Origin of the sequence: Streptomyces sp. MMG1121, from assembly GCF_001280015.1 — a bacterium.
Lineage (GTDB): Bacteria > Actinomycetota > Actinomycetes > Streptomycetales > Streptomycetaceae > Streptomyces.
The window spans coordinates 1-25,235 of the sequence record NZ_LGDV01000001.1 but is presented as its reverse complement, the minus strand read 5'-3'; the positions used below and the strand labels follow the sequence as shown (position 1 = coordinate 25,235).

Here is a 25,235-nt window from a genome sequence, read left to right as displayed (position 1 = left end):
TGCGGTCTACCTCGGTGAAAGCAAACGGCATCGCCTCACCCAGGAGACCCTCATGTCCCGGACCGCCGCTCCCGTCTTCGCCACGACGACCGCGTCCTCCGCCGGCTCGCACACCGGCCGGGCGCGGTGGGCCCGGGTCGCGCTGCGCTCGGTGCAGGTGCTGCTCGCCCTGTTCTACGGCATCGCGAGTGCCCTGCCCAAGCTCATCGCGCACCCCTCGGCCGTCGAGTCCTTCGACAAGATCGGCTGGGGCAGCGGGGCCATGTACACCATCGGCGCGCTCGAACTCGCCGGAGCCGTCGCCCTGTTGATACCGCTGCTCCAGTCCGTGGCGGCGACCGCCCTCAGCGCGCTCATGGTGGGCGCGTTCATCGTCCAACTCACCGCCTTCAACGGCCAGAACGCAGCGACCCCGCTGATCTTGATGGTGCCGCTCATCGTGATCGCCTGGGCTCGCCGCGGGTCCGGCAGGGAGTTGCTGGGGGTGGTGCGGCGGGGTTCTACGGGTGCGCGTGCGGTGGGTGAGCGGCTCGGGTACGGGAGGTGAGCGGCTTGGGTCTGGCAGGCCGAGCCGATCCGGCAACAGTTCACCGCCCTCGGGAACGCCCGTCCGATCCACCGCGTCTGCCTGATCCGCCATGGCCGCCCGATCCACCGCGTCTGCCCGATCCGCCATGTCCGCCCGACTGACCGGCCTCACCACGTCCACCGGAGCCACCACGAACGCCGGATCCGTCAGGCCCACCGGCTCCACCAGCCGCACCAGCCTCACCACGGCCACCACTGCCAGCGGATCCAGCAGAGCCGCTCTGTCCGTCCGGTCGTTCCGGTCGTTTCGGTCCGTCCGGCCCGTCAGGTCCGCTCAAGGCTTCGTGGCTACCGAAGCCTCCTCCAGGCGCGCCGGAGCCGCCCGGTCGGCTGGATCCTCGGGGGCCGGCGAAGGCGCCCGGGCCGGTGCCGGCTGTGCGAAGGGCGCGGAGGCGTTCCAGCTCGCGGCGGTCTCGTTTGGTGGGGCGGCCGGTGCCTCGGTCGCGCAGGCCGACCGGGGCCGTGGCCTCGCGGGGCGGGGGCGGAGGGGAGTTGTCGATGTAGCACTGGACGGCCACGGGCGCGCCGACCCGCTTGCGGATCAGGCGCTTGACGATCACGACCCGTTCCCGGCCCTCGTGTCGCAGGCGCACCTCGTCGCCGATGCGCACGGCATAGGCGGGCTTCACCCGATCACCGTTCACGTGCACATGACCGCCCCGGCAGGCGGTGGCGCCCAGGGAACGGGTCTTGATCAGGCGTACGGCCCAGATCCAGCTGTCGATCCGGACCGTTTCGCCGACCGCCGGCCCCGCGGCCTCGGCGGCGGCCACCGCGGCGGCGGTCGGACCGGAGTCGTCGGTGTCCGGGGCGGGGCTCGTTCCGCCCGGTCCGCCGGTCCCAGGGTTCACGTTGTCGTCCGCATCCTCGGAAGCCATGTCCCGACCCTAACTCCCCGGGCCGGTCGCACCGGACGGGTTTTTCCAGGGGGGAGCGGCCCATGGCGCGTCCACCGCGCTCAGTCGGCCGAACGCCTCTGGCCCCCGTGGCCCACCCCGGATGCGCCCCGCTCCCGTAGCCCAGAGGCTGTTGTCGAAGTTCGGACCCGAGCGCAGGAGGTGGCGTGGATACGGCGGGCAGGGTTGATGCGTTGATGGAGGGGTTGCTGGCCGATCTGGTGCGGCTGGCCGAGATTCCGTCCGTGGCCTTCCCCGGCTACCCGGAGGAGCCGGTGCGCGCGGCGCACGATCTGCTCGTGGAGCTGTTGCGCGGCATCGGCGTCGAGCACAGCGAGCGGATCGACCTGCCCGGCACCGCCCCGGTGATCTTCGCGGAGATCCCCCCGCCGGACCCCGCCGCGCCGACCGTTCTGCTCTACTCCCACTACGACGTCCAGCCGGCCGGTGACGAGAGGCTGTGGCGCTCGCCGCCGTTCGAACCCACGCCGATCGAGGGCGGTCTGCGGGGCCGTGGCATCGCGGACGACGAGAACTACGCGAACGGCGCGGCCGCGGTCCGCGACAGGGCGGACGAATGACGGACGCGACGACGGCCACCGGTCAGCCGCAGCCGGGGCCGCGGCGGAAGGTCGCGTTTCCCGGCGCGCTGACCGTGCTCGTGATCGTCACTGTCGCCGTCTGGCTGCTCGCCTTCCTGATCCCCTCCACCTCCGGCCATGCCACCCTGGCCATGCCGATCCTTGCCCCGCTCGCCGACTTCGCCGGGGTCTCCCGCGCGGTCGTGGTCACCGCCGGGCAGGCGGCGAGCGGCTGGATGAACCTGTGGGTGCCGACGACCGCTGTCACCATCGGCGGGGTCGCGCTCGCCAAGGTCGGCTACGACAGGTGTCTGCGGTTCGTGTGGCCGCTGCTGGCGGTCCTGGCCGTGCTGATCTGCGGGTTCGTGGCGCTGGGGGCCGCGTTCACCTGAGCCGCGTTCACCTGGACCGCATCCGGCCGCGAGGGGCATACGGTGGCCGTATGGACGACAGCGGTCCCCTGAGCGGGCCGGGCGAAGCCCGCCGTGGTCCGGTCGTGCCTCGAAGGGGCGCGGGGCCGGACGGGTATGCGGCTTGGCCGTGGGGCACGACCGGCCACGACGCGCCCGTGGACGATCGACGGCCCACTGCGGCACCTTCCGTGGAGCGCCTGGCCCGGCTCGACCGGCGCGTCGCGGACTGCCGGGCCTGCCCCCGGCTGGTCGAGTGGCGCGAGGAGGTGGCCCGTACCAAACGGGCCGCGTTCGCCGACTGGACCTACTGGGGGCGGCCGGTGCCCGGCTTCGGACCGGCCGACGCCCGGCTGGTGATCATCGGGCTCGCCCCCGCCGCGCACGGCGGCAACCGCACCGGCCGGATGTTCACCGGCGACCGCTCCGGAGACGTGCTCTATCAGGCGCTGTACGACGTGGGGCTCGCCTCGCGGCCCACTTCCGTGCAGGCCGACGACGGTCTGGAGCTGTACGGCGTCCGCGTCACCGCGCCCGTGCACTGCGCTCCGCCCGCCAACAAGCCCACCCCCGGTGAGCGTGACACCTGCCGCCCCTGGCTGGTTCAGGAGCTGAAGCTGCTGCGCCCGACGCTGAAGGCCGCCGTCGTCCTCGGCGCCTTCGGCTGGCAGGCCGCGCTGCCCGCGTTCGCCGAGGCGGGCTGGACCGTGCCCCGGCCCCGCCCGGCCTTCGCCCATGGCACCCGGGTCGCGCTCGACGGCCTGGATCTCTTCGGCTGTTTCCATGTCAGTCAGCGCAACACCTTCACCGGCCGGCTCACCCCTCAGATGCTGCGCGAGGTGCTGCGCACGGCGGCGCAGACGGCCGGCCTGCCCCGGTAGCCGACGGTGTTCAGGCTCCGTCGGCAGCGCGGGGTCTGCGTCGGCAGTGCTCAGTCGCCGTCGGCGGGATCGCCGCCGAACAGATGCCGTACCGTCGAGCGGTAGTTGGCGCGGACGTGACCGAGGGCGTGGGAGCGGGCTCGGTCCGGGTCGCCGGAGGCGATCGCCTCATACAACGCGCGGTGCTCGGTGAGGAGTTGGGGCCATTCCTCGTTGCGCCGGGTCAGCCAGCGCAGGCGGCCGTCGACCGGCTCCATGACCGAGATCAGCAGGCTGTTGTCGGCCAGGGCGCGGATGCGGTCGTGGAAGCGGGTGTTGATGTCCGTGATCGCCTCGGCGTCCTCCTCCTCCGTCGCCCGCGCCGCCTGCTCCAGCAGCGCCCGCAGTTCCGCCAGGGCCTCGGGGGTCACCCGGGTCGCCGCCAGCCCCGCCGCGTACACCTCCAACGCCTCGCGCAGCTCGAAGAGTTCCCGGACGTCGTCCGGGGTCAGCCGGCGTACGACCGTGCGGCGGGCCGACTCGAAGAGGACGAAGCCCTCGGCGACCAGCGCGCGGATCGCCTCGCGCACCGGGACCCGCGAGACGCCGAACCGCTCGGCCAGCTCCCGCTCGACGAGCCGGTCACCTGGTCCGAGGCGCCCGGCGATGATGTCCTCCCGCAGACTCGCCAGGACCCGCTCGCGCACCGCGCCCAGGGGTTCGATCTTCGTCATGGGCCCATCTTCGCGGAAGCGCGCGGTCTTTTACGGGGCCGTAACGGCAACGACATCGGTCGGAACGCTTGACGGCGGGACCATGTCGGCAGTTTGGTATACCAAACGCGGCTCACCGTCGGCCTCCCCCGTCGATGGTCCGTCCGAGTTCCTGCGGTATGGCCCCTTCGTCCCCCTGTCCAGGAGGCCCCGTGTCCCTCGCCGACCGCGCCGAAGCCACCGGCGCCACCGCGTTCGTCCCCGACCCCCGCCTCGTCAACGAGGATCTCGCTCCCGCGCAGCAGCGGAACTGGAAGGTCTTCGACCTGTTCGCCCTGTGGATGTCCGACGTCCACAACCTGGGCAACTACACCTTCGCCGCCGGTCTGCTGGTGCTCGGCATGAACGTCTGGCAGGTCTTCACGGCCCTGCTCGCCGGCTTCGTGCTCATCTACGCCGGTATGAACCGCATGGGCCGCATCGGCCAGCGCCACGGCGTGCCGTTCCCCGTGATCAGCCGCATCAGCTTCGGCGTCTGGGGCGCCAACATCCCGGCGCTGATCCGGGCCGTGATCGCCATCATGTGGTACGGCATCCAGACCTATCTGGCCTCCGTCGCCGTCAACGTGATGCTGCTGGCCGCCTGGCCGGGCCTCACGTCCCTGACGGAAAGCTCCTTCCTGGGCCTGGACGCGCTGGGCTGGATCTCCTTCCTCTCGCTCTGGCTGATCCAGGCGCTGATCATCAGCCAGGGCATGGAATCCGTACGGAAGTTCCAGGACTTCTGCGGTCCCGCGATCTGGCTGGTGATGATCGCGCTGGCGGTCTGGGTCCTGGCCAAGGCCCACTGGAGCATCTCGCTCACCTCCACCCCGCACCCCGTGTCCACGGGCGAGCAGTGGCGCCAGTGGTTCGGCGCGATCGGCCTCATCCTGGCCACCTACGGCACGCTGATGCTCAACTTCTGCGACTTCTCCCGCTTCGCACCCGACTACCGGACCGTCCGGCGCGGCAACTTCTGGGGCCTGCCCATCAACTCCACCGCTTTCGTCGTCGTCTCCGTGATCGTGACGGCGGGCTCGCTGAAGGCGTTCGGGCAGGCCATCACCGACCCCGCGGAACTCGTCGCCAAGGTCGGCAACACCTGGGTGCTGGTCGCCGGCGCGTTCACGTTCGCGGTCGCCACCATGGGCGTCAACATCGTCGCGAACTTCGTCTCACCGGCGTACGACCTCGCCAACGTCTGGCCGCAGAAGATCACGTTCAAGGTCGGTGGGCTGATCAGCACGGTCGCCGCCCTGCTCGTCACCCCCTGGAACCTCTTCTCCAACCCGACCGTCGTCAACTACTTCCTCGGCGGCCTCGGTGCCTTCCTGGGCCCGCTGTTCGGCGTGATCATGATCGACTACTACTGGGTCAGGCGCGGCGAGGTCGACGTCGACGCGCTGTTCGACGCCCGGCCGGGCACTCCGTACCACTACCGCAAGGGCGTCAACCCGAAGGCACTGTGGGCCTTCCTGCCCTCCGCCGCGGTCGCCGCCGTGCTGGCGCTGGTGAAGAGCTTCAGCGATGTGGCGCCGTACTCCTGGTTCATCGGCACCGCACTCGGCGCCGCGCTGTACGCGCTGCTGAGCCGCCGGGACCGGGCGGACCGTACGGCGGCGGAGGTCTGACGGACGTGCGGATCATCGTCACCAACTGCAACACCACGCGGGAGATGACCGAGGAGATCGTGCGAGGCGCCCGGGCCGCGGCGGCCCCGGGCACCACCGTGAGCGGTCTGACCCCCGCCTGGGGCCCGGCCTCCGCCGAGGGCTGGCTCGACAGCTACCTCTCGGCCGCGGCCGTCCTCGACACCCTGCGCACCTACGACGGCCCGGCGTACGACGCCGTCGTCCTGGCCGGCTTCGGCGAGCACGGCCGGGAAGGCGCACGGGAGCTGGTCGAGGTCCCGGTCGTGGACATCACCGAGGCCGCCGCCCATCTGGCCTGCCTCCTCGGCCGCCGCTACGGCGTGGTGACCACCCTCAACCGTTCCCGCGGCCAGATCGAGGACAGCCTGGAGACCGCCGGAGTGGCCCGCAACTGCGCCGCCGTCGTCGGCACCGGCCTCGGCGTCCTCGACCTCGCCGACGACCCCGGCCGCACGGAGTCCGCGTTCCTGGCGGCGGCCGAGCGGGCCCGGGACGCCGGCGCCGAGGTCCTGGTCCTGGGCTGTGCCGGGATGACCGGACTGCAGCGGACGGTGGGCGACAAGCTCGGGCTGCCGGTGGTCGACGGCGTGGCGGCGGCGGTCCGGCTCGCCGAGTCCCTGGTGGCCCTGGGCCTGACGACTAGCCGGGCCGGCAGCTACGAGCAGCCGCTGCCCAAGGAGAGGAGGTGGGGACGGCAGCCGCGGTGAGCCGTGGCGCGGGGGCTCAGGGCTGCCAGACGTACCGCACGTCCGGTTCCCGCTCCTCGTTGCCGCTGCCGTCGGTGAACTCGGCCGCGGTGAAGCCGTGCCGCTCGTAGAAACGGTGGGCGGGCTTGTTGACCTGGAAGGTCCACAGGGTCAGCCCGCCCGGGCTGCGCTCCTTGGCCAGCGCGACGAACCGGTCACCGATGCCGCGCCCGCGCCAGTGCGGGTCCAGGTACAGCTGGGACAGCTCTTGCTCGTTCAGGACCAGCACGCCGACGATCCCGCCCCCGGCGGCCTGCGCCACCCAGGTCTCCCGCGACGGCACGACGACGTGCTGGAAGTAGTCCCGCACGTCGTCGTCGGAGCGCGGCCGGACGACGGTGGGCAGCGCGGCACGGAAGGAGCGCAGCCATACGTCGGCGGCGGCCCGGGCGTCCGCCGCCACGGCCCGGCGCAGCACGACCTCGTCCGTCAACGGTCCTCCTGCGGCTCCGGCACCACGGCCGTGGCCGTGATCTCCACCAGCTGCCCGGGGTAGCCGAGGCAGGCGACCCCGAGCAGCGTGGACGAATGCGGTCCCGCGCTCAGCCCCGAGGCCTCGACGACCTTCCACACCGCGGCCAGCACCGCGGGCTCGCCGCTCACCACGTACACCTCGGTCACGACCACATGCGCCAAGTCGCTCCCGACGGCGCCCAGTTGCTCCCGGAGATTGGCGATCACCTGCTCGGCCTGCCGCACGGGGTCACCCGGGCCGACGATCGCCCCCGTGTCGTCGAGCGGCACGGCCCCGGCGAGGAAGGCGAGCCTGGTGCCCGCCTCCACCACCGACGCGTGTGCGTAGACGGGCGGTGGGAAGAGGGTGGGGACGGTGACGCGCTGGATCACGGGGCTGCTCCTACGACAGTCGACAACCTCTCGATGATCGGTTCTCCGAGGTCCTGTCCGCATCTGGATTTCGCACGCTGCCGCCGGGCGGGACGGGAGCGAGGACCGACAGGGACCGGCGTGGCTCCGCCCGAGCCCGGCGCATCGTCTGGTGGGTCACCTGCATCGACTGGAGGCGCACGCACTGCTGCGCGGCAACTCCGTCGGGCCGAGTCCGCTTCGGCCGCACGGTTCGCCGATCCGGACGGGGCCCGGCCGTCCTCGCGGAACCGGTGCGGTTCGTGGTCGGCGGGCGGGCGTCCGCCGGTCCGCGGGTGTGCTCGGCTCAGCTTCCAGTACCGTCAGGACCCCCTGTGCTCCGGGGGGGGGGTGCTGCAAACTGCCCCCTGATACCGGGGAGGGAGGCAGCGGCAGGTTGATCAGGTCTCCGACCCCGGCCACCTCCTGCAGGGTCTGCGCCAGGGACGTCAGCGCCTGCCGTACCGCCGAGATCTCGCCCCGCAGTTCCTCCGCGTGCTCCCATGCCCGCTCCCACACCACCGGATCCCGGCCGTCCGGCCGCCGGGACTCGTACGCGGTGAGCCGGGGGTGCCACGACGAGAGGAGCGGGCGCAGGACGCGGTTGAGGACGGTGACCGCGAGGACGCCGAAGCTGACGTGCCCCGGGGACAGCCGCGGGGCGACGTCGGGACCGTAGCGGCGCAGGATCTCCCGGGTGGTGTTGAAGAACGTGTACAGAGAGGACAGCGCCTCGCGCAGGAACCCCTCGTCGCGGGCCAGTTCCTCCACCGAGACCCGCGTCACCAGCTCCAGATACAGCTCCCAGGCCGCACTGCGCTCGGCGTCGGCGGGTTCCCAGGTGCCGGAGATCTCGCCGACGAACGGGATCGTGAGCTTGGCCGTGATCTGCGAGGGACCAGCCGGTCGCCTCCGCCTGCGCTGCCTGTGTGCCATGATCGCCCTCCCCGGTACCCACAGTAGGGTAAGTCGCCGTGTGGGACGTCTTCCTCAGCTATAGCCGCGGTGATGTGGAGCGGGTCCGTCCGCTCGTCCGTGCGCTGCGCGACGGCGGGCTGACGGTGTTCACCGATGAGACCGGTGTCGCGTCCTTCGCCGGCATCAGCGACACCATCCGGCGCGAACTGGGCCGCTCCAAGGCGCTGCTGGCCTACTACTCGGCCGCCTACCCGGAGCGGGAGGCCTGCCAGTGGGAGCTCACGACCGCCTATCTCGCCGGACTCGGCGAGGGCGACCCACGGCTCCGGGTCATGGTCGTCAACCCGGAGCCCGCCACCGGGCACATCCACCCCGTCGAACTCCGCGACGCCCGGCACGCCTCCGCGGACGACCCCGCCGCCCTCGTGGCCGACGTGCGTGAGCATGTCGCGCGGCTGACCGGACCCATGACCATCCGGGAGCACGGCGGGCAGGGCCGGCACCGGGCTCCGGAGCCGCACCCCGAGTTCGTGGGCCGGCTCTCGGAACTCTGGCGTGTGCACTCCGCCCTGCACGCGCACGCGGCCCCGCTCACCGTCGGCCGTGCCGCCACCCGCACGGTGCAGATCCGGGGCATGGCCGGCATCGGCAAGACGCTCCTGGCCGACGAGTACGCGGTCCGCTTCGAGGCGGCGTACCCCGGCGGTGTGTTCCGACTGGACGGACGGGACTACGACGCGTCGCTGCGCGCATGCGGACTGGGCGGCGCCGCCCCGTCCCTCCTCCGCCACTTCGACGGCGTGGACGGACCGTTCCTGTGGATCGTCGACGCCGTCGACGCCGTCGCCCAGGAGCGGGCCCCGCTGCGGACGATCGCTGCGATGGCCGCGCCGCACCCGCTCGGGCACACCGTCTTCACCTTGCGCAGCCGCGCGTACGACGCCCTCGGGACGCCGGTCGACCTGGGGCCGCTGGACGACGACCACGCGCGCGAACTCGTCGGCGGGCACGGCGCGCTGGCCGAGGCGGTCGGTGGCCACCCACTGGCCCTGGTCCTGCTGGGGCGCGCCCTCCAGGCCGGGCACCGCGCCAAGGACCTGTACGACCGGCTGCACGCCCGGGGCGGCTCCCTCCTCGACGCGCTCGCCGGCGACGACGTCACGGCGGCCGTCGTCCACGACGTGAACACCGCGGACGCGGCGGACGCCCTGCGCTGTGCGGCGGCGCTGTCCCCCCTGCCGGTGACCGCCGAGGACGTGTTCCGGGTGCTGGCCGCCGTCGACCGGGTGCCGCAGGTCGTCGCGGGCCGGCGCGCGGGCAACGGCATCGCGGAACTGCGCACGCGCAGCCTGCTGACCCCGGCCGCCGAGCCGGCCGACTCCCCTGCGGACGGCGACCGCTGGTCCCTCCATCCGGTGACCCTGCACGCCTGGTACCAGCACGACCCCGCGCCCGCCCGCACCGAAGCCCTGCGGCACGCGGCCCTGCGCACCCTCTGCGGCCACCGCGAGCCGGTTACGCTGGCCCTACCCGGAAGCCGTAGGGAGGTCCCCGTGTCAGCAGCCCCCAGCGAGTCGGAGCGGATGGCGGCCTTCGACATCCAGGTCGAGCTGGTCACCCGGATCGGTGTGCAGGAACTGGCCCCCGGCACGGGCAGTCTGCGCGAGGCGCTGTCGTCGCTGAAGTCGCTCATCGACTTCACGCGCGACACGCTGCACACCTACAGCGTCCGCCTGGAACAGGGCACGCCCGAGGGCGCCGCCACGGTGCAGAGCCTCGCCTACGCGCTGATCAACGGCACGATCCGGCCCTTCACCACCACCTGGCACCCCCGCCTCGCCGCGTACGAGGCCCGCCGCGCCGCCGACCTCGCGCCGCTCGACCACGAGCTCGCCTGGCCGGAGGCGGCGCAGATGCGGGCCGATCTCGCCGCGCTGCGCGAGCCGTTGCTGCGTATCGCGGAGGGGCTCGCGGACATCTCGGGAGCGGACTTCGGGATGGCTGCGGCAGGCTGAGGGCATGCCACCGTCTTGCGACCCCGAGTTCCTCGCCGCCACCGCCGACCGCCTCGCCCGCCTCCCCGCCGTCCAGGCCGTCGCCCTCGGCGGTTCCCGCGCCCAGGGCACCCACCGGCCCGACAGCGACTGGGACCTGGCCGTCTACTACCGCGGCCCCTTCGACCCGGACGATCTGCGCGCCGTCGGCTGGGCGGGGGAGGTGTCCGAGATCGGCGGCTGGGGCGGCGGGGTGTTCAACGGCGGGGCCTGGCTGACCGTCGACGGACGCCGGGTCGATGTGCACTACCGGGACCTCGACGTGGTCGAGCACGAGCTGGCGGAGGCGGCGCAGGGGCGGTTCCGAGTGGAGCCGCTCCTCTTCCACCTCGCCGGTATCCCCACCTATCTGGTCGTGGCGGAACTGGCCGTCAACCAGGTGCTCAGGGGCACTCTGCCCCGCCCGGCGGACTATCCGGACAGGCTGCGCGTCACCGCGGCCGAGCGCTGGCACGGCACCGCCCGCGCCACCCTCGACTACGCCAGGAACCAACACGCCCCGCACGGCCGCCTCACCGAGACCGCGGGCGCCATCGCCACGGCCGCCGCCCAGGCCGGGCACGCCGTGCTCGCGGCGCGCGGGGAGTGGGTGACCAACGAGAAGCGGCTGCTGGAGCGGGCCGGGCTGCGCGGGATCGACGCGGTGGTGGGTGGGTTGCGGGCCACGCCGAAGAGCCTCGCCTCCGCCGTGACCGATGTCGAGGAGATCATCGCCGGGGCATTGCGTTCATAAAGAAACCGGCCGTCCCGGGCACGTTTCACCTCCCCGAAACGTGATGGCCCCGTTTGCTCGGCGAATCCGCCCTACCGTGGAGACACGGTCCGCCGGCCACCGTCGTCCGAAGGCCCACCCCGCCCTCGTACGCACAGGAGACCCGTGTCCCGGCCCGCCGCCCCCCTCTGGCTCGCCCACGCCCTGCGCGCCCAGCACGGCCCCGTTCCCTGGAGCGCGGTGGCCCGGGGCGCGCTCGCCGCCGGGCCGCTGCTGCTCACCGGCGTGCTCGCCGGCCACCTGCCCAGCGGTGTCCTCGCCGCCATCGCCGCGATGCTCGCCGGCATCAACGACCGTCCCGGCAGCCGCCGGGCCTCCGTCAAGCGGCTCGGGGCACCCGCGCTGGCCGGTGCCCTCGGGCTGCTCGCGGGCACGTACGCCGGGCAGGGGCTGGCCGCCGTACCGCTCACCCTGGTGCTCACCCTGTTCGGGCTGGCCGCCGGCGGCATCAGCGCGGTCGGGCCCGTCGCCTCCGCCGCCGGCACCCAACTGCTCGTCGGTGCCGCGCTCGGCGCCGGGATGCCCGCGGCCGAGAGCGGCTGGCAGCGGGCGCTCGCCTTCCTCGCCGGGGCCGGCTGGCTGCTCGTGCTGCGGCTCGCGCTGCCCACGCCCGGCTCGCTCGCCGGGGACTTCCGCTTCGACGGGGAGCGGGAGGCGGTGGCCGACGTGTACGACGCGGTCGCCGCGCTGCTCGACGCCGTGGGCGGTGACCGGGCCGCCGCCCGGCGGGCCGGGCTCACCGCCGCCCTCGACCATGCCCAGGACGCCCTCGCCGGACCCCGGCTGCGCCGGTACGCCGGTTCCGCCGCCGAGCGCCGGCTGCACGCCCAGTACGCGGCCGCGCTGCCCCTCGCCGAGGCCGCCACCGCCCTGTACTGGGCGGGGGAGCCCCTGGCCGCGCGGGCCGCGGAAGGGCCCCGGCTGCTCGCCGCCGCCGTCCGCGGCAACACCGGCACCGGCCCGCTGCCCGCCCCGCACCGGTCGGCGCCCGCCCTGCGTGCCCTGGACGACGCCCTCTTGCGCGCCGCCGAGGTCTTCGACCGGGCGGAGGGCGCTGCCCACCGGTTGCTCGCTCGGAGACGGAGTCCGAAGGACGTGGTGCGGGCCGTGTTCGGCACCGGCGGCCGCGAGTACGGGCTGCGCGTCGCCCTCTGCTTCGGGGCCAGCGCCGCCATCGCGCAGGCGCTGCACCACACCCGCTGGTACGGCCACCACCAGCACTGGTACTGGCTGCCCGCCACCGCCGTCTTCCTCGTCAAGCCCGACCTCGGGCCGCTCGCCTCCCGCGTGCTGTGCCGGGCCGCCGGGACCGTGCTGGGCGCCGTGGTGTTCGCCGGGTTCGCCGCGCTGCTGCCGCGTCCGGCGGGGCTGATCGCGCTGGTCGCGGTCTGCGGGGCGCTCGTCCCGGTCGCCACCCGGCACTTCGCCGCGCTGACCGCCGTCGTCACCGTCCTCGTCCTCGCCCTGATCATGGTCGGCGGCGAACCGCAGGCCTCCCTCAGCCGCATCGGCGAGACACTACTGGCGTGCGCGCTCGTGCTGGTCGTCGGACATCTGCCGATGCCGGGGGAACGGGGCGGCGCCGTACGGGCCCGCCTCACCGTGGCCGCCGGCGCCGCACACGCCTATCTCGCGCATGTCCTGGGCGAGTCCGGCGGCCACGGTGCTGGCGCGTCCGGGGGCGGTCCTGGCCGGTCCGGTGATCGTCTCGGGCGGCCGGGCGAGGGGCTTGGCGAGTCCGGCAGCCGTCTGGGTGAGTCCGGCGACCGTGCCGAGCGCTGGGTGCTGCGCCGGGAGGCCTACCGCACTCTCGCCGAGGCCCGCACCGCCATCGCGTTCGCCGCAGCCGAACTGCCGGCCCTGGCCCGGCACACCGCAGGCACGGACGCCGTCGCCGACGTCCTGGAGCGACTTGTCGACACGACCACCGCCTGTGCCGTACACCTCGACGACACCGGCCGCCTCACTCCCCGGCACGTAGGGCAACTACGCGAAGCACTGGGAGAGTTGGCACTCCAGGGGATCGAGGTGCCGCTGCCCGCCACCGCGTAGTCATACGGAGTCCGGCCGCCCGCGCACCCGTCCCGTCCGAGCCCCGCGCCGCCACCCTCGGCCGCAGCGCGCGCCCCCGCGACGTCCGCACGGCCGTCGTCGACCGCCGTGCTCTGATGTGTGAACGCGACGTGCTCGCCCTCGATCCGCCCGCGGCCGTACGGGAGTTGGGACCCCGTCCGGACCACGGTCGCGCAGGCGCGAGCACGGCACCTGACGCCCCGTAGGCTGATGTTCATGGAACTCGAGGCCGGCCTCATCTCCCACCCCTACGACGTCTACCGGCGACTGCGCGACACCGCGCCCGTGCAGCGCATCGCCGGGCCCGACGGCACCGCTGCCTGGCTCGTCACCCGGTACGAGGACGTCCGGGCCGCGCTCGCCGACCCCCGGCTGTCGCTGGACAAGCGGAGCGGCGCGGCCGGCCGGTACAAGGGTCTGTCCCTGCCGCCCGCCCTCGACGCCAACCTCCTCAACATGGACCCGCCCGACCACACCCGCATCCGGCGTCTGGTCGGCCGGGCCTTCACCCCGCGCCGGGTGCAGCGGCTGCGCGAGCCGATCCGCCGTACCGCCGACCGTCTCCTGGACGCGCTCGGCCCGCACGGCAGCACGGACCTGGTCGCCTCCTACGCCGCCCCGCTGCCGATCACCGTCATCTGTGACCTGCTCGGCATCCCGGAGGGGGACCGGCTGGACTTCCGGCAGTGGACCGACAGCCTCACGGCCCCCGACCCGGCCCGTCCGCACGCCACCAAGGAGGCGATGGCGGCGATGCTCGGCTTCCTCACCCGGCTGCTCGCGACCAAGCGCCGGGCGCCCGCCGACGACCTCCTCTGCGACCTGATCGCCGTACGCGACGAGGGCGACCGGCTCGGCGAGGACGAGCTGGTCTCCCTCGCCTTCCTCATCCTCTTCGCCGGGTACGAGAACACGGTCCAGCTCATCGGCAACGCGATCCTCGCCCTCCTCCGGCACCCCGACCAGCTCGCCGCCCTGCGCAAGGACCCGGCACGACTCCCGGCGGCGGTCGAGGAGTTCGCCCGCTACGAGGGACCCATGCTGTTCGCCATGCGCCGGTTCCCGGTCGAGGACGTGACCATCTCCGGGGTGACCATTCCGGCCGGCGAGACCGTCTGGGTCTCCCTGTCCGCCGCCAACCGCGACCCCGCCCGCTTCCCCGACCCCGACCGCCTCGACCTCTCCCGCGACGCCGCCGGCCATCTCACCCTCGGCCACGGCATCCACTACTGTCTCGGCGCGCCGCTGGCCCGTGCGGAGACGGAGATCGCCCTGGCCGCCCTGCTGGAGCGCCTCCCCGAACTCGCCCTGGGGGAAGGTGAACCGACCTGGCGTCCGTCGATGCGGGCCCGGGGACTGAACGCCCTGCCCGTGACGTACTGACCGGCCCGGACGCGCCGTACATCGCCCACGGCGAAAAAAACTTCGCGGGCAGCGATGAGTTCCGCTCCCGGCGACGGTCACCCTCTCGAACCGACCGTCGGACAGGAGGGCCCATGCCGCTACCGGAGATCGTCTCGCGGGAGCAGTGGCGCGCGGCGCGCGAGGAGTTGCTGCGCAAGGAGGAGGCGGTCAGACGGGCGCGTGAGGCACTGGGCGCGCAGCGGAGGCGGCTGCCCATGGTCGAGGTCGACACGGAGTACGTCTTCGAGGGCGGCGACGGAAAGGCCACGCTTCTCGACCTCTTCGAGGGGCGGGCCCAGCTCGTCGTGCACCACTTCATGTTCGCGCCGGAGTGGGAGAGCGGCTGCCCCTGCTGCTCGGCCTTCCTGGACCAGCTCGGTCACCTCGCCCACCTGCGCGCCCGGAACACCGCGTTCGCGTCCGTCTCCCGGGCCCCGTTCACCCGGATCCTGCCGTTCAAGGCGCGGATGGGCTGGGCGGTGCCCTGGTACTCGTACGTGTCGTCCCACGGCGACTTCAACCGTGACTTCGAGGCCACCGTGGAGTCGGACCAGGGCCTGGTCGAGCGGCCCGGCATCAGCTGCTTCCTGCGCGAGAACGACCGGGTCTTCCACACCTACTCGGTCCACGACGACGGGCTGGACGGCGCCTGCACCCTCGCCGGTCTCCTCGACCTCACCGCGCTCGGCCGCAGCCCCGCCGGCAGCGACCGGCTCCGCCTTCACGACGAGTACGACTGCTGACCCGGATGTGCGGCTTTGTTTACGCTGCGTGTGCTTCTGGTTTCATGAAGTGAACGAATTCGTACGGCCCGCGCCGAACGGGTGTAGGTAATGTCTCAGTGCCGTCGCTGAGCGAGGCGTTTGTGTTCTCCAGGGCGTTAACTCCTAGAAGAGCGACGCTTTCTGGAGGTGCGTGATGGTGAACGGGCGAACGGTGCTCGAGCGCTTTCCCGCCGGTGGTCCGCGGGGATCCTGGCCCGCGGAGGAGTTCGCGCAGGCGCGGCGGCTGGAAGGTCTGCCCGCCGAGGTCGTCATGGACCTCGCGACGGACACGTTCCTGGTGATCGTCCGCGGCGCCGACGGCGTCCAGTGACCGCTCAGGCGGGCTTCGGCGCCGGCACCCGCGCCGTGAACTGGTCCGCCTGCAGTGCGTACAGCTCGGCGTAGACACCGCCCCTGGCCAGCAGCTCCTGCGGCGTGCCGGACTCCACCAGGCGCCCTTGCTCCAGCACGTGCACCAGATCGGCATGGCGGACCGAGGCCAGCCGATGGGTGATCAGCACGACCGTCTGCCCGCTGCCCGCCAGCGCCCGGATCTTCTCGAACGCCTCCAGCTCGGCCCGCGCGTCCAGCGCCGCCGTCGGCTCGTCCACGATCAGCACCCGCCCGCGCCGGTACGCTGCCCGGGCGATGCCGAGCCGCTGCCACTGCCCGCCGGACAGCTCGTGCCCGCCGCTGAAGTTACGGGCCAGCAGGGTGTCCAGGCCGCGGGGCAGATCCGCGACCACTTCCTCGGCCCCCGCCGCCGCGACCGCCGTGGCCAGGCCCTCCTCGGTCAGGGGCGCGGCGGAGCGGCCGACGGCCACATTGACCCGGGCCGTGAACGGCCAGCGCTTGAAGTCCTGCGCCACCATCGCGACGCGCTCGGCGAGCAGCCGCCGGTCCGCCCGCGCCGCGTCGACGCCGTCCCACAGGATCCGGCCCCGGTCCGGCGTGTACAGGCCCGCGAGCAGCTTGACCAGCGTCGTCTTGCCCGAGCCGTTCTCGCCGACGAGCGCGATGATCCGGCCGAGGGGGAGAGTCAGGGTGACGTCGTCCAGCGCGGGGCGGGCCGCGTCGCCCGGATAGGCGAAGGTGACGTTCTCGAACCTGATCTCCTTCGGGTCCCTGGGCAGGGCCGCGCCGCCCGCCGGGATGGCCCGTTCGGCCGCCTCCGCGTACAGCCGCTGAAGATCGCCCACGAACAGGGCCTCCTCGTGCAGCTGATTGATCTCCAGTACCAGCGTGTCCAGGCTCGACGCCCCGGTGCGGATCGCGATCACCGCCGTACCGGCCACCGACAGGGCCATCGCACCGGCCAGCAGCAGCGCGCCCAGCGTGGCGTAGGTCGCGAGTGTGGCGAGGCCCGTCCAGGCCGCCGCGATCAGGCCGGTCCGGGCGGCCAGCCGGGACAGCCGGGCCTGTTCCGCCTCCGCCGTCTCCGACATGGACCGGAAGTGGCGCAGCAGGAACGGGCCGACCCCGTGCACCCGGATCTCCGGAGCGGCGGCGGGCTCGGTGAGCAGACCGCTGATCAGCCGGCCCGCCCGCGCGTGCTGCACCCAGGTGTGGAAGGACTCGTAACGGCGCCGCGCGTTGATCAGCGCGCCCCAGGCGCTGGGCAGGGTCATCGTGACCAGCAGTGGCAGCAGCAGCGGATGCAGGACCGCCAGCACACCGGCCGCCGCGATCAGCGAGATCAGCGCGCTGATCACCCGGGTGCCGCAGGAGATCATGCGGCGGGCGGACTCGGCGCCGTACTGGGCGGTGTCCAGCAGCTTGTGAAAGGCGTGGTCCTCGATCGCGGCCAGCTCCACGTTCGCCGCCCGCTCCAGATAGCGCTCCGTCGCCACCCGCTCCACCTTGGGCTCCAGCCGCCCGGTGGCAAAGGTGGAGGCCGCCCGCAGCAGCGCGGCCACGAGGGCCATGGCGGCCATGGCGATCAGGGCGGGGGCGGCCGAGCGCAGCCGCTGCCCGATGTCCGGGCCGGACAGCAGCTTGCCGAGCGCGCTGTTGACGGCCAGCAGGCTCACGGCCTGGGCGGCGCCGCGGGCCGCCTCGGCGGCCAGGACGATCCGCGCGGCCCGGGCGTCGGCCCGCAGGGCCAGCCGGAGGCTGGACGCCAGCATGCCGGGCAGCCGGACCACCATCGCGCGAAAGCTCAGTTCGAGAAAGGCGTCCGCGTGCTCGTTCCACCCCATGTCGTACCGCAGCGGCCCGCCGAACAGCAGCCGCTCGGACTCCGACACCGCGGGCTCAGGCGTCCCGCGCCGCTTCCTCACCACTGACCTCCCGGACCTTGGCGAAAGAGCCACTATCGCGGGGCGGGCCAGGGGCGGGGCAGGGCGCGTGGGGGAGTGCGGGGAGGATGACGGGGGCGTGCGGCGGGACTCTGCCGGAAGGCTTCGCGGGGACACCGGGCCGGGGGGAACCGGGACCGGGACACCGGGCAGGAGGCCGACCCGTCGGCAGGAGCCGCGCCTACGCCGGAACCGCCCGTGACCAGTCCGGGGCCGTCCCGAGCACCCGGCACAGGGACAGGTACAGCGGGATCGGCGGGGTGTACGGGACCGTGCCCTCGGGCCGGTGGATGAGCCGGGCGGGGCCGGTGACCAGGGCGCCGGGGGCGTACAGGGCGGGAGACGGCCAGGGCAGGGCGTAGTCGGAGTCCGACGGAACGATCCACCACCAGCGCGCGCCGTCGGTGTACACACAGCCCAGCCGGGGCAGCCGGGGCACGACGAGCGGTCCGAGGCGGTCCGGCACGGCTACGGCGTCACAGCCCAGCGGGACGGTCATGCCCTCCGGCAGCAGAAGCCGACGGGGCGCGTCCGGGACGGGCCGCCGACGCTGGAGACGCACGAGGGTGTCGAGACCGATCGGACGCTCGGAGCCTGGCCCGGAGCCGGAGCCGGAGCCGGAGCCGGAAAAGGAGCCCACGGCCTGCGCCCCGTTCCGGTCCGCGTGCGCGGCGTCGGATCCGCCGGTCACGGGCGCTCCCCGGCGCGGCGCTGCCCGGGCGCCCGGTGCGGCGGCTGGTGCCAGGGACGGTCCAGGGGCCGGTGCCGGTGCGGTGGCTCCGGCGCGCTGTGCCGATACTGCTCGGGTATCCCGTGGCGGTGCTGCTCGGGCGCCTGATACAGCCACTGTTCCGGCGCCGGGTACCGGTGCTGCCGCTCGGGTGCCCGGGACAGGGGCTGCCCGGATGCCGTACGGCCGAGCTGCTCCACGACCCCGTGAGCCTCGTGGTCCGGCCGCTGCTCCGGAGCCGCCTGGGGATCGCGTTCCGCAGCGCCGTGCCCGGGCTGCTCCGAGCCCTCGTGGCTGGCCCCTGCCGGTTCGTCCTCGCGGGAGTCGTCCGACCGGGCCGGCTTGGGGCGGGCGCCCCAGCCGAGGTCGTTGTGCGGTGCGGCGGTGTCGTGCGCCGCGTCGGTGTGCCGCGGCAGCTCGGCCCAGACCAGCAGGCCAGGGCCGTGCTCCTGCGCACCCCAGGCCCGGCACAGCGCGTCGACGAGAAGCAATCCCCTCCCGTGCTCCTCGTCCGGTCGCTGTGGGGACGGGCGGGGTTCGCCGGGAGCACAGCCCTCGTCGCGTACGGCTATGCGCAGGACGTCGTCGTGATCGTGCAGCTCACACACGACATGGCTGCTCGCGGTGTGCACGATCGCGTTCGTGACCAGCTCGGATATGACCAGGGCCGCGCTGTCGCAGGTGTCCGCGCACACCGACCAGCCGGTCAGCCGGGCCTGCGCCAGGCGTCTCGCCCTGGCGACGGAACCCGGGTGTGCGGCCAGCTCGAAGCGGAACCGGCGCTCGGCGGCACCCCGCTGAGGGGCTGTCGCCGACGCGGCACCGAGACCGGGACGGTCTGCGGCGGCGTCTGTTCCTAAGGGCGCGGACGGAATCACGCTTGCCACTATCTCCCCGCCGTGAACACTTGGCAAGTGCCACTCTGAAAAATGCAGAGTGCTGTGTGACTCGGTCAAGGGCCGTGGCAGACTGCTCGCAACAGCACGTCGAGCGGCGCCAATTGGGGTCATCGGAGAACCACCCCGGTCTTCGAATGAATCTTCGAATGGCGCCGCAGGGCTGTCGGAAAACATTTCGGTCCAGGCTTTGGTGGAGTGAGGCTTTCGGTGGAGGTGACAGCGTGAGCGAGCCGCGGTCCGCGCCGACGGTGGGTCAGGTGGTCCTCGGCCGACGCCTGCTGGACCTGCGGGAACGCGCCGGGCTGAAGCGCGAGGAGGCCGCCCGCGTGCTGCGTGTCGCGCCCGCCACCATCCGCCGTATGGAGATGGCCGAGGTCGCCCTCAAGATCCCGTACCTGCAACTCCTGCTGAAGGCCTACGGCGTCCCCGACGAGGAGGCCGACCTCTTCGTCCAGCTCGCCGAGGAGGCCAACCGACCCGGCTGGTGGCAGCGGTTCCACGACATCCTGCCGGGCTGGTTCTCGATGTACGTCAGCCTGGAGGGCGCGGCGAGCCTGATCCGCTCGTACGAGCCCCACTTCGTCCCCGGCCTGCTCCAGACCGAGGACTACGCGCGCGGTGTGCTCAAGTCCGGTGCCATCGGCCAGACCAGCCCGGACGACATCGAACGGCACGTCGCGCTGCGCATGCAACGCCAGGACCTGCTGACCCGTCCCGACGCCCCCCGCTTCTGGGCGGTGATGGACGAGACCGCCCTGCGCCGCCAGGTCGGCGGCCCGGAGGTGATGCGCGCGCAGATCGAAAGGTTGCTGGAGGCCATGAAGCTGCCCCACGTGACGCTCCAGGTGGCCCCGTTCGCCAACGGGCCCCACCCCGGGACGTACGGGCCCTTCGTGCTGTTCCGATTCGCCATGTCAGAACTGCCGGACATGGTCTACAGCGAGTACCTGACCGGCGCCGTCTACCTGGACGCGCGCACCGAGGTGGCGACCCATCTCGAGGTCATGGACCGCATGGCGGCACAGGCCGCTACGGCGCAACGCACGAAGGAGATCCTCCAGGATCTCCGCAAGGAGCTGTGAATGGATCGCATCAAGCCGCGCGGACAGGTCTACAACGGCATGCCCGCGCGGGAGCTGGGCAGCGAGGGCTGGCACAAGCCCTGGAGCGGCGGCAACGGCGGAAACTGCCTGGAGGCGATGAAGCTGGCCGACGGCCGGATCGCCGTGCGCCAGTCCACCGACCCGGACGGGCCTGCGCTGATCTACACCACGGACGAGATGACCGCGTTCATCGAGGGCGCCAAGGCGGGGGAGGCCGACTTTCTGCTGTCCTGAGCCCTGCCAGTGCTTCTTGTTTTTCAGTCAACTTCCTTAATCCGTTGCTGACTTGAACACCTGTTGCCGCGGGGGCCGTACTGGTCGCTCGTCTGGCCGGCGGGCAGCCCGACTGCTCGGCCCCCGTCCCGGTCACCGGCATCCGCCCAGGGCCTGGTCACCGGCTCCCGCCCAGGGTCCGGTCACCGGCTCCCGTTCTGGGTTCGATTGCCGGCACCTCGCCAAAGTCCCGGTCGCCTGACCGGCGTTGGCAGCCTGGCCGCGAAGGTCTACGTCAACGCCGCCCTCCGTCTGCCGGCCGCCCACCCCTCACCCCGGCGGCAGCACCCCGCACAGCGCCTCCAGCGCCGCGCCGTAGGCGTGTTCGGCGGGGGCCGCGTAGCCGACCACCAGACCGTCGCCCGCCGTCGCCTCCGTCCGTGGATGCCGGAACGCGGCGAGGCCGTCCAGGGCGACGCCCTGCCACGCGGCGGCCTTCACCGTGGACCGCTCGGTGCCCGGCGGCAGCCGCAGTACCGCGTGCAGACCGGCCGCGACACCCGTCACCTCGACGTGCGGGGCCTGCGCGGCGAGCGCGGCGACGAGCCGGTCACGCCGGTGCCGGTAGCGCTGCCGCATACGGCGCACATGACGGTCGTAGGCTCCGGAGACGATGAACTCCGCGAGCGCGAGCTGGTCCAGGACGCTCGCCCAGCCCTCCCGCTCGCCCTTCGCCGCGAGCGCGGGCCCGACGTACCGCTCCGGCAGTACCATCCAGCCCAGCCGCAGCGCCGGGGACAGGCTCTTGCTGACCGACCCGACATGGATCACCCGCTCCGGGTCGAGACCCTGGAGAGCGCCGACGGGCCTGCGGTCGTAGCGGAACTCGCCGTCGTAGTCGTCCTCCAGCACCACCGTCCCCCGCGCGCGTGCCCAGTCGATCACGGCCGCCCGGCGTTCCGGATGCAGCGGACCACCGGTCGGGAACTGGTGCGCGGGCGTGAGCAGCACGGCCCGCTCCCGCCCCAGTACGTCCACACGCGCGCCGTCCCCGTCCAGCGGCAGCGGCACCGTCCGCACGCCGGCCGTCGCGAGCAGCTCCCGGTGGAAGTCCAGCCCGTACGCCTCCACGGCCAGCGGACCGCGCAGCACCCCGCCCGGACCCTGGCCGAACAGCAGCCGCAGCGCGTGCGCGAAGCCCGAGCAGACGACGATCCGGTCCGGCCCGGTCCGCACGCCACGCGCGCGTGCCAGATATTCCGCCAGCGCCTCCCGCAGCTCGCGCCGCCCGGCCGGATCCCCCGGTCCGAACGCCTCGCTCGGTGCCGCCTGCAGCGCCCGCCGGTAGGCGGCCGCCCAGGCCGCCCGCGGGAACGCCGAGGCGTCCGGCGTGCCCTGCCGCAGATCGTGCCGCGGCCCACGCGCGCGTGCAGGTGTTTTCACAGGGGTCCGTGCCGCGCCGCGCGGCGGCTCCGCACGCTCGGCCACCCGGGTGCCCGACCCCTGGCGGGCGGTCAGCCAGCCCTCCGCGACCAGCTCCGCGTACGCGTCCGCCACGGTGTTGCGGGCCACGCCCAGGTCGGCGGCGAGCGAACGGTACGGCGGCAGGCGGGTGCCGGGGGCCAGCCGTCCACCACGCACGGCCTCCCGCAGCGCCCCGATCAGCGCCGCCCGCCGCCCGCCCGGACCCGACAGCTCCAGATGCAGGTCGGCGCCGATCCGCTCCGCGGAATTGACCCACGATTCCGTCATGGAAATGCACCCTACAGCCGGTCTTTCCGATCCGTAGCGTGAAGCCATGACGACGAACACGATCACCACGGCAGCCGACCTCACCAGCGCGATCGCCACCGCCAAGACCGGCCGCACCCGACTGGACTTCGCGAAGGCCGCGCCGAAGGTCTTCCGCGCCGTCATCGGCTTCGACGCCGCCGCCCGCGCAGGCCTCGACCCCGCGCTGGTCGAGCTGATCCAGATCCGCGCCTCGCACCTCAACCACTGCGCCTACTGCCTGCACATGCACACGAACGACGCCCGCGAGGCCGGCGAGAGCGAGGACCGGCTCCACATGGTCGCCGTCTGGCGAGAGGCCCGGCACTTCTTCACCCCGAAGGAACAGGCCGCCCTCGCACTGACGGAAGCGGTGACCCTGGTCGCCGACGGCGGCGTCCCCGACACCGTCTACGCCGAGGCCGCCGCCCACTTCCAGGAGGAAGAACTGGCCCACGTCCTCGCCCTGGTCCTCGCGATCAACACCTGGAACCGGGTGGCCCTGGCGACGGGCAAGGTGGCGGGAACGGACGAGCGGAACGGCTGACGGTTTTCCGGCGGAGGCGAACCCTCATCTACACCCTCTTCGGCCGGTCTCCCGGATCTACACCCTCATCGGCCGGTCTCCCGGAAAGACCGGCGCGGGCAGTCGTGAACTCCCCGTCAGATAGCGGTCGACGGCCGCCGCCACCGACCGCCCCTCCGCGATCGCCCAGACGATGAGCGACTGCCCGCGTGCCGCGTCCCCGGCGGCGAACACCCCGGGGACATTCGTCGCGAAGCCGTCGTCCCGGGCGATCGTGCCGCGCGGAGCGAGCACCAGCCCCAACTGCCCGATCAGCCCGTCCTCCTGGTCCGGTCCGGAGAACCCGAGGGCGAGCAGCACGAGATCGGCGGGGAGCGTCCGCTCGCTGCCCGGCACCGGCAGCCGCCGCTCGTCGACCTCCACCAGATGCAGCGACCGCACCCGCCCGCCGTCGTCCCCGGTGAAGCGGAGCGTGGACGCCGCGAACAGTCGCGCGTCCGCGTCCGCCGCCGGTGCCGTACACAGATCCCGCGCCTCCTCGTGCGCGGCCGACAGCCGGTAGATCTTCGGGTACGTCGGCCATGGCTCGGTGTCCTCGTCGCGATCGGCATCCGGCTGCGCGTAGATGTCCAGCTGGGTCACGGACGCGGCCCCCTCGCGCACCGCGGTCCCCAGACAGTCCGCGCCGGTGTCCCCGCCGCCGACGATCACGACGTGCCGGCCGGCCGCCGACAGTGGTGAAGCCTCCAGATCCCCCTCGCACACCCGATTGGCCAGCGGCAGATACTCCATCGCCTGGTGTATCCCGTCCAACGCCCGGCCCGGCACCGGAAGTTCCCGCCACGCCGTCGCACCCGTCGCGACGACGACGGCGTCGTACCGGTCGCGCAACTCCACCGCGCCGACATCCCGCCCGACCACCGTCGACGTACGGAACTTCGTGCCCTCGGCCCGCATCTGCCCGATCCGCCGCTCCAGATGGCGCTTCTCCATCTTGAACTCGGGAATGCCGTACCGCATCAGTCCGCCGAGCCGGTCGTCCCTCTCGTACACGGCGACCGTGTGCCCGGCCCGCGTCAGCTGCTGCGCCGCGGCGAGGCCGGTGGGCCCGGAACCGATGACGGCGACCGTCCTCCCCGACAGCCGCTCGGGCTGCCGCGCCGGGATGAAACCTTCCTCCCAGGACCGGTCGGCGATCGCGCACTCGACGTTCTTGATGGTCACGGCCGGCTGATTGATCGCGAGCACGCACCCCGCCTCACAGGGCGCCGGACACAACCGCCCGGTGAACTCGGGGAAGTTGTTCGTCGCGTGCAGCCGGTCGCTGGCCGCCCGCCAGTCCTCCCGCGAGACCAGGTCGTTCCACTCGGGGATCAGATTGCCCAGCGGACAGGCGTCGTGGCAGAACGGAACGCCGCAGTCCATACAGCGGTCGGCCTGTTTGCTGATGATGGGCAGCAGCGCTCCCGGGACATACACCTCGTCCCAGTCCCGCACCCGCTCCTCGACGGGCCGCCGCGCCCACTCCTGGCGCGGCGTGGTCATGAAACCCTTGGGATCGGCCATGATCGCCGCCACTCTTCCGGCACTCCTGCGGCCACGATACGTCCGCCCCACGGGTCGCGCAGAGCGGCGGACAGCGCCTTGCCCCCGGGGCCCTGCCGGGACGAGCCGAGGCCGGGCCCTCCTGGGACGATCCGCGACCTCTCAGGTGAGGGCCAGTACGTAGACGAGGGCGGCCGCGGCGGAGGCGCCGGCGCGGACGTGGTTGCAGAACGTCCACTCGCGCACGTACACCGGCCAGTACACGGCGGCCTCCGGTGCCCCCGGGGTCAGCCGGGCCAGCCTGTCGTTGCGGGGGACGTTCGCTACCACCGTCAGCCCGAACGCGCCGAACAGATACAGCGCGCTGCCCAGCAGCAGTTCGACCGTCCCGTCCGCCGGCCACACCACGAACGTCACCACCGCGATCATCGCGCTCAGCACTGCCGCGCCCCCGAACACCGTCATGAAGGCGGGCCGTACCGCGGCCACATTGATCGCGTTCATCGCCGCGACACCCTGCGCGGGCGGCAACGCGGCCAGCCCCCGCATCACGAAGGCCGAGAAGGCGCAGAAGCCCCCGGCCATCCCCCCGCTGCCGAGGACCCCCGCCACGACCAGCACGAAGTACGGACCGTCGATCATCACCACGTCCTCATCCCGTCTCGTCCCACCGGGGCCGGGCCCGCCGGCACCGTCACTCCCGGTCACGGCCAGGAGGGCGCGCCGACCATGGCCGAACCACCGGACGCCATGAGCGAGGGTCTCTCCCCGCTTGCCCGCCCTCCCCCTCCCCCCCTCCTCCCCTCCTCCCCTCC

At 73.1% G+C, this 25,235-nt stretch carries 24 protein-coding genes and 2 pseudogenes; 15 read left to right on the top strand and 11 right to left on the bottom strand.

Features of this window, described 5'->3' with window-relative positions; genetic code table 11:
* Positions 1 to 52: 52 nt before the first annotated feature.
* The gene (locus tag ADK64_RS00120; RefSeq protein WP_053653606.1) at positions 53 to 547 is read left to right on the top strand and encodes a DoxX family protein; all 495 of its coding nucleotides are present in this window, start codon (positions 53 to 55) and stop codon (positions 545 to 547) included.
* A gap of 40 nt (positions 548 to 587) precedes the next feature.
* On the opposite strand, the gene ADK64_RS48310 is transcribed toward ADK64_RS00120, so the two are convergent.
* Positions 588 to 1,466 carry an RNA-binding S4 domain-containing protein gene (locus tag ADK64_RS48310; RefSeq protein ID WP_078992413.1) on the bottom strand — a complete coding sequence of 293 codons (879 nt, stop codon included), beginning with the start codon at positions 1,464 to 1,466 and terminating at the stop codon, positions 588 to 590.
* A 215-nt stretch (positions 1,467 to 1,681) separates the two neighbouring features.
* Between ADK64_RS48310 and ADK64_RS00115 the strand changes: the two genes are divergently transcribed.
* From ADK64_RS00115 to ADK64_RS00105, 3 genes and pseudogenes are all read left to right on the top strand, one after another.
* Entirely contained in the window at positions 1,682 to 2,065 is a 384-nt protein-coding gene (locus ADK64_RS00115) for a M20/M25/M40 family metallo-hydrolase (RefSeq protein ID WP_053653604.1), read from the top strand.
* Positions 2,066 to 2,169: 104 nt separating this feature from the next.
* Positions 2,170 to 2,457: pseudogene (locus ADK64_RS00110) on the top strand (YfcC family protein); the annotation flags it as partial.
* A 209-nt stretch (positions 2,458 to 2,666) separates the two neighbouring features.
* On the top strand, positions 2,667 to 3,356 hold the full coding sequence (locus ADK64_RS00105; RefSeq protein ID WP_053653600.1) for a uracil-DNA glycosylase: 690 nt from the start codon (positions 2,667 to 2,669) through the stop codon (positions 3,354 to 3,356).
* 50 nt (positions 3,357 to 3,406) lie between these two features.
* On the opposite strand, the gene ADK64_RS00100 is transcribed toward ADK64_RS00105, so the two are convergent.
* Positions 3,407 to 4,069 carry a GntR family transcriptional regulator gene (locus ADK64_RS00100; protein WP_053653598.1) on the bottom strand — a complete coding sequence of 221 codons (663 nt, stop codon included), beginning with the start codon at positions 4,067 to 4,069 and terminating at the stop codon, positions 3,407 to 3,409.
* A 191-nt stretch (positions 4,070 to 4,260) separates the two neighbouring features.
* On the opposite strand from ADK64_RS00100, the gene ADK64_RS00095 reads away from it, so the two are divergent.
* The gene (locus ADK64_RS00095) at positions 4,261 to 5,721 is read left to right on the top strand and encodes an NCS1 family nucleobase:cation symporter-1 (protein WP_053653596.1); all 1,461 of its coding nucleotides are present in this window, start codon (positions 4,261 to 4,263) and stop codon (positions 5,719 to 5,721) included.
* Positions 5,722 to 5,726: 5 nt separating this feature from the next.
* Positions 5,727 to 6,449 (top strand): aspartate/glutamate racemase family protein, encoded by a 723-nt coding sequence (locus ADK64_RS00090; protein WP_053653593.1) that lies wholly within the window; start codon positions 5,727 to 5,729, stop codon positions 6,447 to 6,449.
* 16 nt (positions 6,450 to 6,465) lie between these two features.
* On the opposite strand, the gene ADK64_RS00085 is transcribed toward ADK64_RS00090, so the two are convergent.
* From ADK64_RS00085 to ADK64_RS00075, 3 genes are all read right to left on the bottom strand, one after another.
* The gene (locus ADK64_RS00085) at positions 6,466 to 6,921 is read right to left on the bottom strand and encodes a GNAT family N-acetyltransferase (protein WP_053653591.1); all 456 of its coding nucleotides are present in this window, start codon (positions 6,919 to 6,921) and stop codon (positions 6,466 to 6,468) included.
* Positions 6,918 to 7,334: a RidA family protein gene (locus ADK64_RS00080; protein WP_053653589.1), complete on the bottom strand. Its 417-nt coding sequence runs from the start codon at positions 7,332 to 7,334 to the stop codon at positions 6,918 to 6,920. The genes ADK64_RS00085 and ADK64_RS00080 overlap by 4 nt, the downstream gene beginning before the upstream one ends.
* Before the next feature lie 156 nt (positions 7,335 to 7,490).
* Positions 7,491 to 8,288: a hypothetical protein gene (locus tag ADK64_RS00075; RefSeq protein WP_234384414.1), complete on the bottom strand. Its 798-nt coding sequence runs from the start codon at positions 8,286 to 8,288 to the stop codon at positions 7,491 to 7,493.
* Between the two features lie 38 nt (positions 8,289 to 8,326).
* On the opposite strand from ADK64_RS00075, the gene ADK64_RS00070 reads away from it, so the two are divergent.
* The 6 genes from ADK64_RS00070 to ADK64_RS46490 all read left to right on the top strand — a co-directional run bounded on the left by ADK64_RS00070 (position 8,327) and on the right by ADK64_RS46490 (position 15,668).
* The gene (locus ADK64_RS00070) at positions 8,327 to 10,285 is read left to right on the top strand and encodes a toll/interleukin-1 receptor domain-containing protein (RefSeq protein ID WP_053653587.1); all 1,959 of its coding nucleotides are present in this window, start codon (positions 8,327 to 8,329) and stop codon (positions 10,283 to 10,285) included.
* Between the two features lie 4 nt (positions 10,286 to 10,289).
* Positions 10,290 to 11,057: a nucleotidyltransferase domain-containing protein gene (locus tag ADK64_RS00065; protein ID WP_053653585.1), complete on the top strand. Its 768-nt coding sequence runs from the start codon at positions 10,290 to 10,292 to the stop codon at positions 11,055 to 11,057.
* 144 nt (positions 11,058 to 11,201) lie between these two features.
* A complete protein-coding gene (locus tag ADK64_RS00060) occupies positions 11,202 to 13,148 on the top strand; it encodes an FUSC family protein (RefSeq protein ID WP_199829437.1) in 1,947 nt (648 codons plus the stop codon).
* 237 nt (positions 13,149 to 13,385) lie between these two features.
* Positions 13,386 to 14,552, top strand: a complete 1,167-nt coding sequence (locus tag ADK64_RS00055) for a cytochrome P450 family protein (protein WP_053654333.1) — start codon at positions 13,386 to 13,388, stop codon at positions 14,550 to 14,552.
* Between the two features lie 113 nt (positions 14,553 to 14,665).
* The gene (locus ADK64_RS00050) at positions 14,666 to 15,316 is read left to right on the top strand and encodes a DUF899 domain-containing protein (RefSeq protein WP_053653583.1); all 651 of its coding nucleotides are present in this window, start codon (positions 14,666 to 14,668) and stop codon (positions 15,314 to 15,316) included.
* A gap of 175 nt (positions 15,317 to 15,491) precedes the next feature.
* Positions 15,492 to 15,668: a hypothetical protein gene (locus ADK64_RS46490; protein WP_199829436.1), complete on the top strand. Its 177-nt coding sequence runs from the start codon at positions 15,492 to 15,494 to the stop codon at positions 15,666 to 15,668.
* A 4-nt stretch (positions 15,669 to 15,672) separates the two neighbouring features.
* Here the strand turns inward: ADK64_RS46490 and ADK64_RS00045 are convergent, their stop codons facing one another.
* From ADK64_RS00045 to ADK64_RS46485, 3 genes and pseudogenes are all read right to left on the bottom strand, one after another.
* Positions 15,673 to 17,616: an ABC transporter ATP-binding protein gene (locus ADK64_RS00045; RefSeq protein ID WP_053653581.1), complete on the bottom strand. Its 1,944-nt coding sequence runs from the start codon at positions 17,614 to 17,616 to the stop codon at positions 15,673 to 15,675.
* Between the two features lie 199 nt (positions 17,617 to 17,815).
* Positions 17,816 to 18,274, bottom strand: a complete 459-nt coding sequence (locus tag ADK64_RS00040; RefSeq protein ID WP_053654331.1) for a hypothetical protein — start codon at positions 18,272 to 18,274, stop codon at positions 17,816 to 17,818.
* Positions 18,275 to 18,669: 395 nt separating this feature from the next.
* A pseudogene (locus ADK64_RS46485) lies at positions 18,670 to 19,251 on the bottom strand (ATP-binding protein); the annotation flags it as partial.
* A gap of 233 nt (positions 19,252 to 19,484) precedes the next feature.
* Between ADK64_RS46485 and ADK64_RS00030 the strand changes: the two are divergent.
* Both ADK64_RS00030 and ADK64_RS00025 read left to right on the top strand, forming a co-directional pair.
* Positions 19,485 to 20,345, top strand: a complete 861-nt coding sequence (locus tag ADK64_RS00030; RefSeq protein WP_053653580.1) for a helix-turn-helix domain-containing protein — start codon at positions 19,485 to 19,487, stop codon at positions 20,343 to 20,345.
* The gene (locus ADK64_RS00025; RefSeq protein ID WP_053653578.1) at positions 20,346 to 20,600 is read left to right on the top strand and encodes a DUF397 domain-containing protein; all 255 of its coding nucleotides are present in this window, start codon (positions 20,346 to 20,348) and stop codon (positions 20,598 to 20,600) included.
* A 309-nt stretch (positions 20,601 to 20,909) separates the two neighbouring features.
* Here ADK64_RS00025 and ADK64_RS00020 read toward each other — a convergent pair whose 3' ends face one another.
* Positions 20,910 to 22,331 (bottom strand): PLP-dependent aminotransferase family protein, encoded by a 1,422-nt coding sequence (locus ADK64_RS00020; protein ID WP_053653576.1) that lies wholly within the window; start codon positions 22,329 to 22,331, stop codon positions 20,910 to 20,912.
* A 46-nt stretch (positions 22,332 to 22,377) separates the two neighbouring features.
* Here ADK64_RS00020 and ADK64_RS00015 point away from each other — a divergent pair, with 46 nt between their 5' ends.
* Positions 22,378 to 22,896: a carboxymuconolactone decarboxylase family protein gene (locus tag ADK64_RS00015; protein WP_053653574.1), complete on the top strand. Its 519-nt coding sequence runs from the start codon at positions 22,378 to 22,380 to the stop codon at positions 22,894 to 22,896.
* 57 nt (positions 22,897 to 22,953) lie between these two features.
* Here the strand turns inward: ADK64_RS00015 and ADK64_RS00010 are convergent, their stop codons facing one another.
* Entirely contained in the window at positions 22,954 to 24,441 is a 1,488-nt protein-coding gene (locus ADK64_RS00010; RefSeq protein ID WP_053654329.1) for a glutamate synthase subunit beta, read from the bottom strand.
* Positions 24,442 to 24,582: 141 nt separating this feature from the next.
* Complete coding sequence (locus ADK64_RS00005) at positions 24,583 to 25,062, bottom strand: DUF1772 domain-containing protein (RefSeq protein WP_053653573.1); 480 nt, start codon at positions 25,060 to 25,062, stop codon at positions 24,583 to 24,585.
* Positions 25,063 to 25,235: the final 173 nt, after the last annotated feature.

Coding starts and splice junctions, on each gene's coding strand:
- ADK64_RS00075 (WP_234384414.1), bottom strand. CDS start 8,288: ATGGCACACAGGCAGCGCAGGCGGAGGCGACCGGCTGGTCCCTCGCAG.
- ADK64_RS00005 (WP_053653573.1), bottom strand. CDS start 25,062: ATGATCGACGGTCCGTACTTCGTGCTGGTCGTGGCGGGGGTCCTCGGC.
- ADK64_RS00025 (WP_053653578.1), top strand. CDS start 20,346: ATGGATCGCATCAAGCCGCGCGGACAGGTCTACAACGGCATGCCCGCG.
- ADK64_RS48310 (WP_078992413.1), bottom strand. CDS start 1,466: ATGGCTTCCGAGGATGCGGACGACAACGTGAACCCTGGGACCGGCGGA.
- ADK64_RS00050 (WP_053653583.1), top strand. CDS start 14,666: ATGCCGCTACCGGAGATCGTCTCGCGGGAGCAGTGGCGCGCGGCGCGC.
- ADK64_RS00020 (WP_053653576.1), bottom strand. CDS start 22,331: ATGACGGAATCGTGGGTCAATTCCGCGGAGCGGATCGGCGCCGACCTG.
- ADK64_RS46490 (WP_199829436.1), top strand. CDS start 15,492: ATGGTGAACGGGCGAACGGTGCTCGAGCGCTTTCCCGCCGGTGGTCCG.
- ADK64_RS00115 (WP_053653604.1), top strand. CDS start 1,682: ATGGAGGGGTTGCTGGCCGATCTGGTGCGGCTGGCCGAGATTCCGTCC.
- ADK64_RS00100 (WP_053653598.1), bottom strand. CDS start 4,069: ATGACGAAGATCGAACCCCTGGGCGCGGTGCGCGAGCGGGTCCTGGCG.
- ADK64_RS00010 (WP_053654329.1), bottom strand. CDS start 24,441: ATGGCCGATCCCAAGGGTTTCATGACCACGCCGCGCCAGGAGTGGGCG.
- ADK64_RS00055 (WP_053654333.1), top strand. CDS start 13,386: ATGGAACTCGAGGCCGGCCTCATCTCCCACCCCTACGACGTCTACCGG.
- ADK64_RS00015 (WP_053653574.1), top strand. CDS start 22,378: ATGACGACGAACACGATCACCACGGCAGCCGACCTCACCAGCGCGATC.
- ADK64_RS00065 (WP_053653585.1), top strand. CDS start 10,290: ATGCCACCGTCTTGCGACCCCGAGTTCCTCGCCGCCACCGCCGACCGC.
- ADK64_RS00120 (WP_053653606.1), top strand. CDS start 53: ATGTCCCGGACCGCCGCTCCCGTCTTCGCCACGACGACCGCGTCCTCC.